19 protein-coding genes and 1 pseudogene are annotated in these 14767 nt (G+C 35.3%); 1 reads left to right on the top strand and 19 read right to left on the bottom strand.

From position 1 onward, the window contains the following. Positions 1-33: 33 nt before the first annotated feature. From PV403_RS12130 to PV403_RS12085, 10 genes and pseudogenes are all read right to left on the bottom strand, one after another. Positions 34-426 carry a group-specific protein gene (locus tag PV403_RS12130; RefSeq protein WP_332084796.1) on the bottom strand — a complete coding sequence of 131 codons (393 nt, stop codon included), beginning with the start codon at positions 424-426 and terminating at the stop codon, positions 34-36. A gap of 44 nt (positions 427-470) precedes the next feature. Continuing rightward, a complete protein-coding gene (locus tag PV403_RS12125; RefSeq protein ID WP_332084795.1) occupies positions 471-1037 on the bottom strand; it encodes a hypothetical protein in 567 nt (188 codons plus the stop codon). A 310-nt stretch (positions 1038-1347) separates the two neighbouring features. Further along, entirely contained in the window at positions 1348-1833 is a 486-nt protein-coding gene (locus PV403_RS12120; protein ID WP_332084794.1) for a GNAT family N-acetyltransferase, read from the bottom strand. 157 nt (positions 1834-1990) lie between these two features. Beyond that, positions 1991-2488 carry a GNAT family N-acetyltransferase gene (locus tag PV403_RS12115; protein ID WP_332084793.1) on the bottom strand — a complete coding sequence of 166 codons (498 nt, stop codon included), beginning with the start codon at positions 2486-2488 and terminating at the stop codon, positions 1991-1993. A 28-nt stretch (positions 2489-2516) separates the two neighbouring features. Beyond that, positions 2517-3062: a GrpB family protein gene (locus tag PV403_RS12110; RefSeq protein ID WP_213533667.1), complete on the bottom strand. Its 546-nt coding sequence runs from the start codon at positions 3060-3062 to the stop codon at positions 2517-2519. Between the two features lie 184 nt (positions 3063-3246). Then, a complete protein-coding gene (locus tag PV403_RS12105) occupies positions 3247-3459 on the bottom strand; it encodes a hypothetical protein (RefSeq protein WP_213533665.1) in 213 nt (70 codons plus the stop codon). A 146-nt stretch (positions 3460-3605) separates the two neighbouring features. Next, positions 3606-4364 (bottom strand): methyltransferase domain-containing protein, encoded by a 759-nt coding sequence (locus PV403_RS12100; RefSeq protein ID WP_213533664.1) that lies wholly within the window; start codon positions 4362-4364, stop codon positions 3606-3608. Positions 4365-4386: 22 nt separating this feature from the next. Next, positions 4387-4659, bottom strand: a pseudogene (locus PV403_RS12095) (HAD family hydrolase); the annotation flags it as partial. Positions 4660-4701: 42 nt separating this feature from the next. Beyond that, positions 4702-5268 carry a GrpB family protein gene (locus tag PV403_RS12090; protein ID WP_249717403.1) on the bottom strand — a complete coding sequence of 189 codons (567 nt, stop codon included), beginning with the start codon at positions 5266-5268 and terminating at the stop codon, positions 4702-4704. 157 nt (positions 5269-5425) lie between these two features. Further along, a complete protein-coding gene (locus tag PV403_RS12085; RefSeq protein ID WP_213533663.1) occupies positions 5426-5896 on the bottom strand; it encodes a hypothetical protein in 471 nt (156 codons plus the stop codon). A 288-nt stretch (positions 5897-6184) separates the two neighbouring features. Here PV403_RS12085 and PV403_RS12080 point away from each other — a divergent pair, with 288 nt between their 5' ends. After that, the gene (locus PV403_RS12080; protein ID WP_213533661.1) at positions 6185-6742 is read left to right on the top strand and encodes a 2'-5' RNA ligase family protein; all 558 of its coding nucleotides are present in this window, start codon (positions 6185-6187) and stop codon (positions 6740-6742) included. Here PV403_RS12080 and PV403_RS12075 read toward each other — a convergent pair. From PV403_RS12075 to PV403_RS12035, 9 genes are all read right to left on the bottom strand, one after another. Continuing rightward, a complete protein-coding gene (locus PV403_RS12075) occupies positions 6739-7209 on the bottom strand; it encodes an NUDIX hydrolase (RefSeq protein ID WP_213533659.1) in 471 nt (156 codons plus the stop codon). The genes PV403_RS12080 and PV403_RS12075 overlap by 4 nt on opposite strands. A gap of 68 nt (positions 7210-7277) precedes the next feature. Continuing rightward, positions 7278-8111, bottom strand: a complete 834-nt coding sequence (locus tag PV403_RS12070; protein WP_332084790.1) for an inositol monophosphatase family protein — start codon at positions 8109-8111, stop codon at positions 7278-7280. A gap of 217 nt (positions 8112-8328) precedes the next feature. Then, positions 8329-9225, bottom strand: a complete 897-nt coding sequence (locus PV403_RS12065; protein ID WP_213533656.1) for an effector binding domain-containing protein — start codon at positions 9223-9225, stop codon at positions 8329-8331. 74 nt (positions 9226-9299) lie between these two features. Beyond that, on the bottom strand, positions 9300-9695 hold the full coding sequence (locus PV403_RS12060; RefSeq protein ID WP_213533654.1) for a YobA family protein: 396 nt from the start codon (positions 9693-9695) through the stop codon (positions 9300-9302). A gap of 501 nt (positions 9696-10196) precedes the next feature. Then, entirely contained in the window at positions 10197-11093 is an 897-nt protein-coding gene (locus PV403_RS12055; protein WP_332084789.1) for a phosphotransferase, read from the bottom strand. 109 nt (positions 11094-11202) lie between these two features. Then, positions 11203-12012 (bottom strand): serine hydrolase domain-containing protein, encoded by an 810-nt coding sequence (locus tag PV403_RS12050; protein ID WP_332084996.1) that lies wholly within the window; start codon positions 12010-12012, stop codon positions 11203-11205. A 431-nt stretch (positions 12013-12443) separates the two neighbouring features. Further along, the gene (locus PV403_RS12045; RefSeq protein WP_332084788.1) at positions 12444-13043 is read right to left on the bottom strand and encodes a dienelactone hydrolase family protein; all 600 of its coding nucleotides are present in this window, start codon (positions 13041-13043) and stop codon (positions 12444-12446) included. 218 nt (positions 13044-13261) lie between these two features. Then, positions 13262-14164 carry a serine hydrolase domain-containing protein gene (locus PV403_RS12040; protein ID WP_332084786.1) on the bottom strand — a complete coding sequence of 301 codons (903 nt, stop codon included), beginning with the start codon at positions 14162-14164 and terminating at the stop codon, positions 13262-13264. 380 nt (positions 14165-14544) lie between these two features. Then, positions 14545-14757 (bottom strand): DUF3006 domain-containing protein, encoded by a 213-nt coding sequence (locus tag PV403_RS12035; RefSeq protein WP_332084785.1) that lies wholly within the window; start codon positions 14755-14757, stop codon positions 14545-14547. Positions 14758-14767: the final 10 nt, after the last annotated feature.

Here is a 14767-nt window from a genome sequence, read left to right as displayed (position 1 = left end):
AAGGTGTTGGAATCCATGGCGAACAACCCTGCCTCATTTTTGCTCTTCTAATATGGTTTGTATTAATTCCTCTACGGTACCTTTGCATTTACTAACTCCGTCTACATGATAAAAAGTACTCGTCGTTTCCAAGTCGTTAATTTCATCATTCTGTGAGTATAGATATGCTTGAATCCCATTTCCAATTGCAATGCCGAGTTCGACGTGACTTCCTTTACCTGCCGGAAATAAAACTATAATAAAATCAGAACACATGACTGCGTCTATTTCCTTCTTCCCTATGTCTTTTAGTTCATCGATGGAAGTAATATTGTTATTAGTAGTCCAGTCGTATGTATGAGTAAATCCCTCTTGTCTTAATCGTTCGCTTACCTTGCGTACGGTTTCTATATTTTTGAAGCTTGATGCAATATAAAAACTTTTCATCTTCACTCCCCCATTTCTAATAAATGAATGAAATGACCTATCTATCAAATTTCTTTATCAAATCTCTTTATCAGATTTTCTACCCGCATTATTGTACCTTCGTCTCCGATATCAATCTTATATTCATGAATCATTTTCACCAAAAAATCTCTAAGTGAACTTGCTAACGAAATCATAAATTCTTGTGATGGTAGCATCACGTCTATATACTTCTTTGAACGATCCAATTCATAATAAATAGAAAAATTCAATTCTTCCTTCCCTACAGATCTAATTTCCATCATCAATGGATCAGCCCCATAGGAACGTTTTGACCTTCCGTAATTAGCATAATCTTCAGCAACATTAAGAAAATCAGACCATAAATTATACCCACTTGGAACGTTATAACCTAAAATGTATTCTTGATTGTGTTTAATCAGAAAAAGCAATTGTAGATGCTTTCCAGAGAAATCATTATTGTTTATCAATTCAAACACATCCAAACGATCATCTATATTAACATATCTGCTTTCTGGATTTGAGTTTATATGCATTAACCAGTCGCTAACGCAAAACTTCTTCTCGATTTGTCTTCCTGTTCTTTCAATTAACACTTGAATTTCTATCATCTTAATATCTCCCTAATGAAGGTTCCAACTCAAGACTAGCGACCTTTGTCATGCCATAATACTTGTACTTTATCGTTACGTTTTGAATTGTTTCATTATTTATGATCCGTATACCATAATGAATGGGAATTTGATTTTCGACATCCTGCATTAAAGCTAGTGCTTGGTCACTCAATAACTCTGGGTGAACAAGCTCTTCGTTAATCCCCACCAACTTTGTTCTTTTTTCATTCTCAAATCCTGCAGTTACCAATCGTCCGTTATTTGATTTTGTAATAAATTTAGCCGTATTGTCCAAGACATTCTTGTATCAAGTTACTGTTGAAAAGGTTTGGATCGGACCTTCCCAATCATCTTCTCTAATTTCTTGATAATTATTATTCGTATATCTCTCAATTGTCTTTCTCCAGAATATTTGAGCGGGAATATTTGATTCAATCTGAGCTACCTTCCAAAACCCTCTGTACTTATTGAATAATTCAACTGCCGCATATTGCCCAACCCCTTGTTTTCTATATTTCTTCATTACAAAGAATTCAGCAACTGAATAAATTATCGTACTGTCAATCTGTCCTACTTCTCTTATCAAAACAAATCCAGCAAGCAGTCCTTCAACTCGAATAAAATAAGGGTGTCTATCTTCTTCTGTCCAGTAGTGATCTAAATACATATAATCATAAAGTCCATTCTCATTGACATCATCAGGATCAAATTCACTAAAATCATATTTATATAATTCAATTAAGTTTCGTAACGTTGCTTTTTGATGATATAGAGCTCTATGTATTGATATCATATTGTTCCTTCTTTCGCTCTAAGTTATATATCACATAGATAGATAAAACGTTAATTGTTTGTTGTTTTTATAACTGTAAATAGCGCCACTAAAATAATGGAGTCAGGTCATTGCTTTTCTCATATTTTTGGAATTTTCAAAATTGATCCCTATGTTCTTAAATATCATATCGATACTGTATAAGTTGCTCATTCTTACCTAAGTATTCTTCAAAACCGATTCTACTTATTTCTTTAAATCCTAACTTTTCGAGCATTTTTTTACTTCGTATATTTGTTTCGTGTGTTTCTGCGTAAAAAATAGTAATTCCTAATTCCTTCGCTCCATATCTCATCATACTTAGAGCAGCATTGTATCCTATTCCCTTCCCCCACAGTTTACTTTCTCCGATGGCTATGCCTAATTCAGCAGAATTATCTTTAATATAAGCTAAGTCTGCATAACCAATTAATTGTTTGTTCATTTCTATTCCTATTCGTATAAAATCATCCATCGCTATATTTATGCACTTGTTCCACCATCTAAATAGTTCTTCAGGATCTCTATTCTTTTCCCAGCCATTTGATGAACAGAAAACATCGTCCTTACTCCACTTTAAAACAATATTATAATCGTCTATAGTTAAGGGTCTTAGATTTATTGAAGTGGTTGGCATAATCCATCCTCCTTTTTACTTGAATCACCTACATATCTGACTCGTCAGGTTTCCAGCCTACCTCCATTGACCATGCATGTGCTTTTTGCATTATCTCCCATACTATAGGTCCTTTACCTTCTACATACTTGCTACGTTCTTTACTATGTAACTTCATTAAACGATGTTTCTCTTCAGCATACTTGATGCAATCAAAAGGATGAGTACGCAAATAGTCTCTAAACAATAACGTCATTTGTTCAGAAACACTGCCTGTTCGTCTTACATGAATATGAATTCTTCTATTACCAGGAATTTCACGAAAGTATTTCTTCGTCTTGTCTGGATTCTCTCCTCTCAATTTAAACCCTAAACTCTCAATCTGTTCCCGGTATAATGACTCATTATCAAAATCTGTGACTGAGATCTGAATATCGACTATAGGTTTTGCATCCATTCCTTCAATCGAAGTTGAACCAACATGATCAATACGATCTGCCGCTTCGCCAAGTACATTTCTTAATTTCATCGCAAGCGTTAGGAATGACGTCTTCCACTCCGAATTATATTTCGCGATTCTCCATTGATCTTCCATAAACACATGCTCCTTTAGTATTAGCTTTTTGAAATAACTCTACAAGCCAAGTTTGTGTTAATTTCCGCTAACGTTTCTGTATCTACGAAACTCTTAAGGCTTATGGAGAAATGCGACAGGTCTAATCAAATCAAAAAACGGCCTTTAAGGACCGTCTATTTCTCCTTTTTTATCCATCGTTTATTCATTCTATGTTCTGAGACTTATTGTTTTTCTGAATTTCATTCACACGTTGATTGTATCTCTCACGTATTTTCGTCAATGCTTCATTACAAGCCTTTTCGACCTTTACTTCTGACTGACGTTCGAGTATTTCCTTCTGTTCCGGACTTACCTTGAATACATTCGTCGAGATGACTTCCCCTACCTCCACTATTTTCTCGCCGTCTCTTAACACAATCTCGATCCCTCCTTTATTCAAAAAACATCCTTCAACACAATAGTAGTGTAAACTTCACCGAAGACTCCCTCAGGCTTTAGGTCAAATGACTCAAAGTGCGAATATAAGGTCTTAGTAAGAGTTACTTATATCTAAGAAATAATTCAAACTATCTTTTTTGCGATTATGTGTGTAAATATGGCAATATCTCTATACGGTCCGTGACACCCAAGTTCAAATTCCAGGGTTATCATTTTGTTATGCCATTCTTCACTTTGTTTTATATCATTATCTTTAATATATCCATAGAGGTTATGTATTCCAAAATGACCTACAATTTCATATCCTGATTCGGATAACCACGATGAAAGCTGATCATAAGTATATATCGTTATATCCGTCTGTATAACATTACTGTAATCCTTGTCATTCCCAATAGTAGCTAATGCACTCTCAGGATCTTTATTGATAATTGCTTTTTTCATTACTTTAGCTGTTGGATTATGAGCTATTAATGATAGCAATCCATTTTCACTCTGACAATTACTTATAAGCTGAAAAAATTGACTCGGCTGTTCAACGTATTCAAGTACATTGTGACAAAAGATCCAGTTGAATTTTCCGATTTTACCAACCATATTCTCGTACGAATCACATATATAATTGACTGACTGTGAGTTTTGCTTTGCGATTTCAATCATATGCATGGTAGGTTCAATTCCAGTTACATCATTGCCCCTAAGGGCATACTCATTAGAAGATATCCCAAAACCACAACCAATATCTAAAATGGATTGTGGTTGTTCAATAAAGAATTTATCTATCTGGTGCCACGCTGTTTGATAAAATAGTCGTCCCCATGGCATCTTAGTGTAGTCCATATATTGATTTACTGATTTCGAAAATGCATCTGTGGTTTTCATATAATCCCTCCTATTATATTAGTCAATTAGAAATGGTTGCGAGGATATCTTTTAATTCTAACAAGCTTTTTATTGATCTATATTCATTTGCTGGTCTTTCATAAAAATTATCTTCTTTCCATATACCTAGCATACCAGCGTTATTACTGGCTTCTACATCGATAATTGGATGATCTCCTAAAAATATTGATTCCTTAGGTTCTAAACCTAAGCGGTCTAATGCTGTCTTGAAAATCTTAATTTCCGGTTTTCTTAGTCCTTCGGTTTCAGAAATTAATATCTCATCAAAATAATGGCCCGATCCAGCAGAGTTCCATCTAAATCAAATAAGATTCCTTTAATCATTGAATCTTCCTTTGGTATATGGCGTAATATATTCATTCATTACCTTCGTAACAAACTCTGTCTTACCTTCGGTATAAGCTTTGCGATTATTCGTAAATTTATTGGACAGTTCGATTTTTAAATTTGCATACTCAGATACTAGTAGAGGATTATTTTTTAATATATCTCGAAATATAATATGCCTATTTAGTTCTTCACTTTCTTCATCGCATACATATAAATGATGTTCATACTTCTCATTACCTTCACTACTGTAGGGTACATAAATGTCTCTTCTTGCAAATGCTTCTCTATTCTTAATACCTAGATCACCTTCATGTAGATATCCTAGTACATCTAACTTTTTGATTGCTTTTGGCAGATAATCCATAGATTTAATAACTACGTCAATATCAATAATTGGCTTGGCTGCTAGACCCGGTACTGAAGTACTTCCAACATGTTCGATTCGTATTGCTAGACCATCAAGTTCGTTAGATAAACCGGCTTCTATTACTTTAAATGCTTTTGGCCATTCTGCATTGTATTCTTCTATAATTACTGGTTTTGGATTCAGCATCGAAATTCTCCTTTACATAAGTATCTGCGAAGATTTCTTATTTCTTTTCCGTAATCACGGCTTCTAAATTAGTTAGAAAGTCATTCTACTCTCCTATTGGCGATCAAGGGGCCAATTGCCGATGTAGAAATGCTGTGTTATCTTATGCCAGTGATATTTATATCAATCTATAGATTTTCCCACTAGTTACTTTTATCTGGTTCATATTCGCCCACTGTTTTAATTCTTCTATGTTAACTTCTTCATTATTCTTGAATCTAAAACGTAACTTCATTGAAACAAATTTTTTGCCATACAACTTAATGCCGACACTCTGTACAAAATAGCCTTGGATAATAATCTTTTCGATTTTCTGTTTTGGTACTTCAATATGATTGATCTGAATTCCATTTTCTTTGATTTGCAGCTCATTATTTTTTCTTAAAATCTTCATTAACAGCATCACTATATTTAATAAGGTATATAAAGGTACGAAAATAACAAAAAAAGCATTTAATAAACTATCTATTCCAAAAGTGAACACGACTATAATAGTTAAATAAATACAATAGGTCACTTGTATATACTCCGCTTTAAGTACTTTGATTTCATATTTTTTATTTATGTTCTGGTTTAATTCTTCAGTCATTGATATCTATGTCTCCCGTCTAGACTTTCAATTTAGATTGATCCCTTGTAATTTCACCATATCTTTCTGTATTTCAAATACCTTGGATGCTTAAGGAAAGTTTTCGTTCTTATTAAGATTAACGGTTGGTTTTTTGATTTAGTTTGATTTTATTCTCCCGGTAATGAGACCGACACGAACGCCAAACTTCGGCTTTCTGCTTATCATTGTTAAACGGGCAGGATTGCTAAGTGGAGCCGTTGAATACTCCTTCATTGCAGGAGTTATAGTTATTGAGGGGGTATAGAGATGTACGGAGTAGTTGCTCATTTTGACCAGGATACAGAGCTCTATATAAAGCAGGTTTGGAAAGAGTTGAGTGATCATGCCGTTTCCAAATATGCAGAAGAAGTACAAGATAGACGACCTCATATTACGATAGCAGGTTATGACTCTGACGTAGATATCGATCAATTTATAAGCGATTTTGACTTTTTTTATGAATCTAAAAAACAATTTTCAATCACTATGAACTCAATAGGGACCTTTTTGAATACAGGGATTTTATTCCTTGCCCCTGTTCCTTCCAAAGAACTTTTAACGTTCCATGCTAATCATCACCGTTTCTTTGAAAAATATCGTATGAATGCTGAGTCTCCATATCTTCCTAATAACTGGGTACCTCACTGTACAATAGCAAACAGATTAAGCGATGAGAAATTAAAAGAAGCGATGTCTTACTGCACTACAAAAATCGAAAGCATAAGTGCTATGATCGTTGAAGTATCAGTAACCAAGGCTATATACGAGAATAACAAATGTATAAAGTCACCATCTATTCATACGAAAGCTTTGGACATTGTCTAAAATTTCGTTTTCAATATATTTTGAATTTCTTCTACGTACTCACTCATCTTGCTCTTTATAAATGGGTCTATTCTCTCAGGCAATGCGGCTAGGTTATAGAATTTCGCTTCTACTACTTCAGCTCCGTCGGGTTTGATTTCCCCTTCATAGTCCGTACAGATATATCCAATAATAATATTGTAATATTCATGTCCATTTCTTAGCTTTGTATATAATTCCTTCCCTGAAAATACACCGAATAATGTAAGATTCTTTATTTGTAATCCGATTTCTTCTTTCACTTCTCTCTTGGCGCACTCCTCCACTGATTCCCCAAGTTCCATTAAACCTCCCGGCACACCCCATGTGTTATCTTGATACCGGACAAGTAAAATCTCACCCGTCTTATTCAGAATCAGTATACTCGGTCTAACCAAAATTAACGGTGTATTACCAACGATTTCTCTCAGCGATTCAACATATCCCATATTATATGAAGCCTCCTCTTTTTAGATTAATATGACTTAATGTAGTTAATCCTTTTGATTAAGCTGTCTTATCCAAGCATGCTACTAGTTCCTTTTTCGAATGAATTTAACCCATCCCTTACAGTTCTTAATAGTTCTTGTTTATGGTCTGGGTGACAAGCAATGATATATGGTTCTTCATTCATACCGACAAATGGATTACCTTCAAAATCGACTACGATTCCTCCAGCTTCCTTTACCATTAAGATTCCGGAATACAGATCGTCCCCTTCTGAATTGTAAAGAACGATTCCATCTATGTCTCCCTTTGCAAGCATGCACCATTGAAGTGTGGGTGCCCACAACCTCATCATCCTCTTAAACCTGACATCAATGAATTGTCTTAAATGAACTGCCCTACTCTCGTTTTGCACTTTATGACCTTGAATCCAGCCTATATTTCCTTTAGATATATTTGAGTTACGACTCATTTGGATCGGACGATTATTGCAAGTTGTTCCTTTACCTATGACGGATACAAACAATCGATCTGTTAACGGTTCATAAACCACTCCAAGAACAGGTTCTCTTCTATACATCAACGTAATTGATGTTGTAAAGATTGGCAGTCCAATTGCAAAATTATTAGTTCCATCTAATGGATCAATTGACCATAACCAATCGCTATCCGAACCCATGAACCCTGCTTCTTCACTGCGAATCTGATGTTTTGGAAATTCAGCAAGAATTTGTTTGATTATAATTTCTTCCGTTATGTAGTCTACTTCAGTAACCACATCTCCAAATTCATCTTTAGATCTTAGCTCTACAAAATTATCAAATTTCTCTTTCGAAATCAGGCCCGCTTGGCGAATTACTCTTTCTGACAATTCTTTTGCACTTTGAATAATCTTGTAGTCCATTATGCACCTCATTCATTTTAATTTTACTGCTGATTTCCCTATTATTTGAGTATTTGTGGACCCCGAAGGGGATTTAGTCCTTAATCCCTCTTCGAAATCCATTTTTGCAAATCCATCCCCGCAGCGGATCATTTAGTGACTACCAATAGACGGCTGCTCGAAACTTTCTAGGCAAAGTATCCTACGAATGATCCTTCTCATTTCATCTGTTCCTCAATTACACCTTACGAACCGCAAACCATAGCTCGATATAGTTAAGGCCATTTTTTTCACCGTACATTTCAAACTCCATTCCCTCCACTTGCTCATAGCCTGCGGACGGCAGCCATTCAGTGTAAAAACGGTGGTACAGTTTCTCAATCGTTTCATTAAACTGGTCCCACGGATGTGGATCTGACGGAAAGATGGCCCAAGTCAGCGCGGGAATAGTTACTGAGGTATACCCTTCCGTGTTGCTAGATTCGTCTTTAAATGCGCACAACATGTATGGAAAAGTGTCCGGTCCCGTCTTTCGGTAACTACATAAGGCATGCACCGAATGAAGATCTCTACTAACAAACAACGGTAATTCTCCCGCACATGCTTCTAATCGCTTTACATCTCCGTTCGCATGGCTCTGCTCCCATAACTTAGCCGGAGTCTGCGGTGCCTCCCCATCCCCTTCGATACGGAAAACACCTTCAATGCCAAACACTTCAAAACTTTCTTTCGTCTCTATCCGATAATTCATTGCCTCTGCCCCTTTAATTGTGATAAGGAAGGAGAGACGGGGATAGGCTTTCATCTCAATCCCATCGTGACGTGCCATTGCAGGTGTGATACCATGTAGTGATTGAAAAGCTCTCGCAAATGAGACTGGTGATTCATATCCATATTTCATCGCGATATCGATCACCTTTACTGATCTGCCCTGCTGAAGTTCCAGCGCTGCAAGCGTCAACCGTCTCCGTCGAATGTATTCCGCTAATGTAACTTCTGTAATGAATGAAAACATTCTCTGGAACTGGTAAGATGAGCTACAGGCCACGCGAGCCACCTCGCTCATTTCGATCTCTCCTGCCAGATTTGCTTCAATGTAGTCTACCGCACGATTCATCCGCTCAAGCCACTCCATCTCATTCCCTCCTCTCGAATACAATCATAGACCGGGCGAAAAACGACTTCGCAACAATTTATGTCCCAAATAGTTTATTTGACTAATTCAATTTTCTTAGCAGATGCTTGCGCAGGAAACGATGTGTTTACTCCCCCATCTACTGTGACCTTAACTTGTTCACCAACGTTAAAATCATTGTATTTATTATCTCCGATAGAAACCCAAGTTGCATTTGGATCAGCAATTTTTAATATTTCATCAACTGTCTGCTGAGTGATATTAAATTCTGATTCATCTAATCCTTCAACAACAAGTAGCCGCTCTTTTTCCTTATCAATAATATATCCTGTTATAATCGTATTGTTTGTAGGATTAATAGCCTCCTCATTGGTTGAGTCTGGCCTGCCTTCACTGCTGGATTCTTCATTTAATGAACATCCACTTAATATTAGTGGTACTAATAAAAAAGTAACAACTAATTTCTTCATACGTAAAATCACCACCTTCTCTTACTTTTTACTAGAACACTACCAATTTCCTGCATTTCTCCATATATATAATTACTAATTGATTAATCAGCGCCAATGTTGCAGCGACTCCATCTGGTTCGTTTCCTTATGTAATCTATTTTATAATTAACTTTCCATATTTATCATGGACTCTTACAGGGAATTCCTGTACTATTACCTTTTGATTCTAATGGATGAGGATGATTTTTTTGGTAGACGCAGCAGTCGTTTTTGCATCATGTCTTTTGCCTGTTTTTCTTTACATTTCTTTTTACTTTTTACTTGATGGAAAACAGCCACAAGCAAGGAGAATATTTATTTCTCTTAGTTTTAGTTTGACAATATGGTCGATGGCAATAATAATGATTACAAAAAATTAAAAATACTATCAATGGTTTTTCGAAATTGGGATTAAAGTAAAACTTTTTGGAGATTTAATTACTGGAGCGTATTTTCAATCGTTCCATTTTTCATAAAAATTTAAGTAACTTGGTTTAATTGTCTAATAAAATCACCCGCGAGCTCTAGTTGTTGAGTAGCAAATTCCAAGTCACCATAACCTTCATAAGCGTAATCTAAATTACCGAGTGTAGACATCAATATGCGGGCGGTCAGGGCAAAACTAAACGCTTTTGGATCTACGATGACCTCTTTATTGCTCAAGATGTAACTAAAAGTCGGATCTTTAAATCCATTAAACAAGGCGAGATTACCAACGAATGATGCTAGGTCCCAGTAAGCGGGCATCAATGATACATCCTCAAAGTCCGTCCAAATCCAGCCTTCCGTACTTGGAACTAAATTTCGAGCGTGGGCATCTCCATGGGATGGTATTAAAACACTTGTTTCTAATCGCATCTTTTTATCTACTTCATGAAACATTTCAAGTAAGGATTGTATACGTGGGTCCGAGTTCTTCATCAATCTCGCAGCCGATCGACTAGTCCGTTCCCAAACACCAAGCACGGGAAGTTCTTCAGAAAATTCCTTCATTGCTATGGAAAGGTTACTTACGAGTTCAACGCTTTCACTCGGTGATGGTCGTTGTAACTCTATAGGAGGTACATAGTTCCAAAGCGTCATCCATGTGTTATCAACAATGTGGGGTCCTGCATCAATAAGATCAGTAGGTAGTAACACGGGAACGTTCTTGCTTTGAAGGTGTCGTGCTATTTGTAATTCCCGATTTAGTCTCTTGTATGCGATAACTGAATCTTCCTGTGTAATGACATTGGCTAATCGGGCAACAATAGGATAGGGAGCCAAATGAATAATCAGATTGCCTCCATTACTTAAAATTACAGGTGTAATTTCATCTAATCCAAAAGTTTTAACAACCAATAAAACTTGAGAAACTAGTTTATCTATATATGACAATACAACAACTCCTTAATTAAAAGGTTATAAACTAAAACTATCCATTCTAGAGTTATATAATGGTCATGCCTTCTTTGACTTACTTATCAATCTCTTATTTATTCAAAATTTAATTTTCAAAATATTGTAATGGGTTTGAGGTATGATCAGATAAGTTACTTATAAATATGGTAACTAATCGTTTTTTTTGATTAACAAATATATATTGCCCTCCCATACCCATAGCATAGAACGTTTTGTCTTCTTCACCATCGACTTCCTTACTGTTCATTGTCCACCAATGATATCCGTACAATGATTCTGCAATAGAATTATGCGTTATTGATTTTTCTATCCATTCAGTAGGAATCAATTGTTCCGAATTCCATTTTCCATTTTGCATATACAAGACCCCGAATTTCAACATATCTTCGATCTTCATCGTCAAACCAAATCCGCCTTTTGCAATCCCTTGAGCATCTTCATACCAATTAAAGCCGTAAATACCTAAAGGTAAAAACAAGTTTCTATTTGCAAAATCCACAGTGTTCATTTGGGTTGCCTTCTGTAATATAGCGCTAAGTAGATGGGAATTTCCGCAGCTATATTTCATTTTCGTTCCAGGCTCTGATTCAACAGGTTGTTCAAGAATGAACTTCACCCAATTCTTTGTTGGAATCATAGCTTCATTTCCAGGCCACCTGAGCCCCGAGGACATCGTTAACAGATGTTTAATTGTAATTCTTTTTTTTGTATCATCAATGTTTGGGAAGTAATTCGATATTGGGACGTTTTCATTCTCGATATAACCCTGTTGAATTGCTATTCCAAACAAAGCAGACATAACACTCTTTGTAATTGAATTTACTTTGTGTTGTTTATCTTTCATTTTTCGATTTCTATAATATTCAAATAATATGGAGTTATCTTTGTAGACAATACAACTTTCAATTTTATTTTTCTTTATCGCTTTTTCAAATTCACCTAAGTTAATAATGATGATACCTTCCTTCTGTCTACTTTCCTTTACTTCTACATTGATTGTCTTTTAAAGGAATAGAATTTTATCCTTCCTCACTTAATGTCTTCAGTATCTTTTCTTTGGTTAAGCTTAATCGTGTTTCGTAATATCAAGCACACAAGTAATAAGTTGGTTTTCATAAACAATATTCAAATTAGGTTCAATGTTATTAGCGATCCTACATCCCAAACATTCCATGTACAGCATCACTCCATCTTCAGGAAAATTTTTATTTGTAGTCTCCAATACAATTAAACAATCTATATACTGACTTCTTAATTTCTCCAATGATATTTATGATTTCGTTATATGTATACTCTTACTAGATTTACTTTCTTAATAGATTCCCTTTATCTAATTACATTTGCCTTAAGAAATTCTAAACTAATTTCAACACAATTCTTACATTCATTGGAATCATAAGTTCTGTAGAATGGATTCATAAACCCATGCTCAGCTTCAATGATCTTTATCAGCGTATTCTTCTTTTTCTTCAGATCCATTTCTAAATTCTTTACATTAAATGATCTCTCTCTAGCTGGAAAGAACAATAAGGCAGGACATCTAGGCTCTATCTCTTTATGATCTCGAATTCTGGATCCGTAATATCCGATTATTCCGTTAATATCATATTCACTACACATCCAAGCGATTGTTGCTCCAATACTAAATCCAATGATAAATACCTGATCATACTCCGCTTTATTTATTTTTATTATTTCCTCTACTTCTCTTAATGATTTCTCGAATCCAATCTCGTTCATAAAATATTGATAAGCAATATCCTCATGATCATAAGAAAATGAATCCCTATGAATTAGGTTTGGAACGAGTACATCAAAACCTTCATTTATTAATATCTCACTAAAAAAATTGATATGATCGTTAACTCCATAAATCTCATGAAGCACAATGACTAAGGCTCTGCTTGACGATGTTTCTTTGCTCATTGTTTTCACATCTTTCTCGAGGTTTTGAAAAGGGTTTCAATAAAGTATAGTTAATACCGTTTATTCATTGTTATATGAATCAGTAAACATATGTTACTATGACAAAGATTCTATGCAAAGGTAATATATAAATATATTAGACTTTTATTTCTCGTTCCGTCGAATATTTTATATATTACCTTCCTAAATGGGCTCTGATTGTTTCTAAATAACCTAGTTTATGCTTGAAGGCAATTATAGAAGATTTTATTAAAAGAATTCTGATCTTCAGTGTAGTTTTCTGTATATTTATTTAACATTCGAACTGCTACCGCATTAAACTCTGGCACAATTACACAGTGACAACCTGCTGCACCTGATGCATAATAACACTGATCTTGATAGTACCATCCAAAAATCCGGTTCTTATCTCCAGTATCGATTCGCAATTGTTCAATGAGTGTAAATACGGTGGCAGGTACTAATCGACTTGAATTTATAAAGCCTTTATTTAGATGCAAATTCCCCCACCGTGCCAGGTCTCTCGCACTAGAATACAGATTTCTTTCATGACCTTCATTTGACTCAATTCTAACGGATGCATAGCCGTCTGCAGCTTGAAAATCACAAACTAATTTTTCTTTAGGTATCGAAACCCATTCCGTATTTGTTAACTCTGCTGGTTTACATATTCGTTCTGTAATTAGTTCTGCAATATTAGATCCTGTAAGTTCTTTTATTAGGTCGCACGCTACTTTCTCGCGTTCAATGCGATTCGATCCAAAATATTTAGCACCTGATTTTGTTGCTAAATCTCTTATTGTGATGTTACCCAACTCGTATTCAGTCATGTTTATGAGAATGTCAGAAACTTTGCTGTCAATAGACAATTTACTTTCTACGACAGCTATTGCTGTAGCAAGTCCGACGTACGTCTTCCTTAGGGAATACAAGTTAAACATAGAATCCGTTGTTACTACGAGAGCTCCATTTTTAAAATGATGTTTTCCAGTATACCACTCAGTTATAATTTTGTTGTCCTGGACAATCACAACTGATGCTGCTGAAGCCCCAAACCTTGCTTTTGCTTCTTCTGTATATGAAATTAAAGGTGAAAACTTGTTATCCGTTAGTGCTACCATAATTTCGACCCCCAATTATTGTTTTATTTCTACATCGGACAACCCAGAGGTCCGAATCGGGAAGATCAAGTTAGACGATGTCATACTCATATACTTTTCTAAATCAATAACTTCGTCCGAATTAGGTTTTGTTTTCTGCTCTAATCAATCATTCTCCAGCGTGTCCTCTTCTAATCAGATCGCATAGATAATGACTCGAGTCGTAAACTGGCACATCATGTCTCTAGGTACTTATAAATATTTTACTACAGTTTGACGTTTTGACAATATTTGGTTTTCTTAAAATCTTATTTAAAACATAATTTCTTTACAGATAACATTGAAAGCAAATAACCCGACTTCTAAATGAAATCGGGTTAGTATTTGTAATTGATATCTGTTTAATCTTCCCAAACATCGTCCATAAGCATCTTAATTTGCTTCTCTCGTTGCTTTGTTTCCGTATGGTTAGGTTTCCATACTCCTTCTACCAAAGTAACTACATCCCCCACTTTTACAGAAGCATCAACAATTGACTTAGAAACATCATGTGTCTGTCCATCTATCTCAATTACCGCGTAATCACCTTCAAACCGATCAACGATACCTTTCATGTAAAAACCT

It is taken from the genome of Paenibacillus sp. GYB006, from assembly GCF_036577645.1.
Lineage (GTDB): Bacteria > Bacillota > Bacilli > Paenibacillales > Paenibacillaceae > Paenibacillus.
The sequence above is the reverse complement of the archived record's forward strand: the minus strand, read 5'-3'. Positions and strand labels throughout refer to the sequence as shown.

Bases quoted from the DNA above. Each gene is read 5' to 3' on its own strand.
- PV403_RS12100 (WP_213533664.1), bottom strand. From the start codon at position 4,364: ATGAAAACCACAGATGCATTTTCGAAATCAGTAAATCAATATATGGAC.
- PV403_RS12075 (WP_213533659.1), bottom strand. From the start codon at position 7,209: ATGGGATATGTTGAATCGCTGAGAGAAATCGTTGGTAATACACCGTTA.
- PV403_RS12090 (WP_249717403.1), bottom strand. From the start codon at position 5,268: ATGCTGAATCCAAAACCAGTAATTATAGAAGAATACAATGCAGAATGG.
- PV403_RS12120 (WP_332084794.1), bottom strand. From the start codon at position 1,833: ATGATATCAATACATAGAGCTCTATATCATCAAAAAGCAACGTTACGA.
- PV403_RS12045 (WP_332084788.1), bottom strand. From the start codon at position 13,043: ATGAGCAAAGAAACATCGTCAAGCAGAGCCTTAGTCATTGTGCTTCAT.
- PV403_RS12085 (WP_213533663.1), bottom strand. From the start codon at position 5,896: ATGACTGAAGAATTAAACCAGAACATAAATAAAAAATATGAAATCAAA.
- PV403_RS12060 (WP_213533654.1), bottom strand. From the start codon at position 9,695: ATGAAGAAATTAGTTGTTACTTTTTTATTAGTACCACTAATATTAAGT.
- PV403_RS12125 (WP_332084795.1), bottom strand. From the start codon at position 1,037: ATGATAGAAATTCAAGTGTTAATTGAAAGAACAGGAAGACAAATCGAG.
- PV403_RS12115 (WP_332084793.1), bottom strand. From the start codon at position 2,488: ATGCCAACCACTTCAATAAATCTAAGACCCTTAACTATAGACGATTAT.
- PV403_RS12110 (WP_213533667.1), bottom strand. From the start codon at position 3,062: ATGGAAGATCAATGGAGAATCGCGAAATATAATTCGGAGTGGAAGACG.
- PV403_RS12035 (WP_332084785.1), bottom strand. From the start codon at position 14,757: ATGAAAGGTATCGTTGATCGGTTTGAAGGTGATTACGCGGTAATTGAG.
- PV403_RS12130 (WP_332084796.1), bottom strand. From the start codon at position 426: ATGAAAAGTTTTTATATTGCATCAAGCTTCAAAAATATAGAAACCGTA.
- PV403_RS12040 (WP_332084786.1), bottom strand. From the start codon at position 14,164: ATGGTAGCACTAACGGATAACAAGTTTTCACCTTTAATTTCATATACA.
- PV403_RS12080 (WP_213533661.1), top strand. From the start codon at position 6,185: ATGTACGGAGTAGTTGCTCATTTTGACCAGGATACAGAGCTCTATATA.
- PV403_RS12070 (WP_332084790.1), bottom strand. From the start codon at position 8,111: ATGGACTACAAGATTATTCAAAGTGCAAAAGAATTGTCAGAAAGAGTA.
- PV403_RS12065 (WP_213533656.1), bottom strand. From the start codon at position 9,225: ATGGAGTGGCTTGAGCGGATGAATCGTGCGGTAGACTACATTGAAGCA.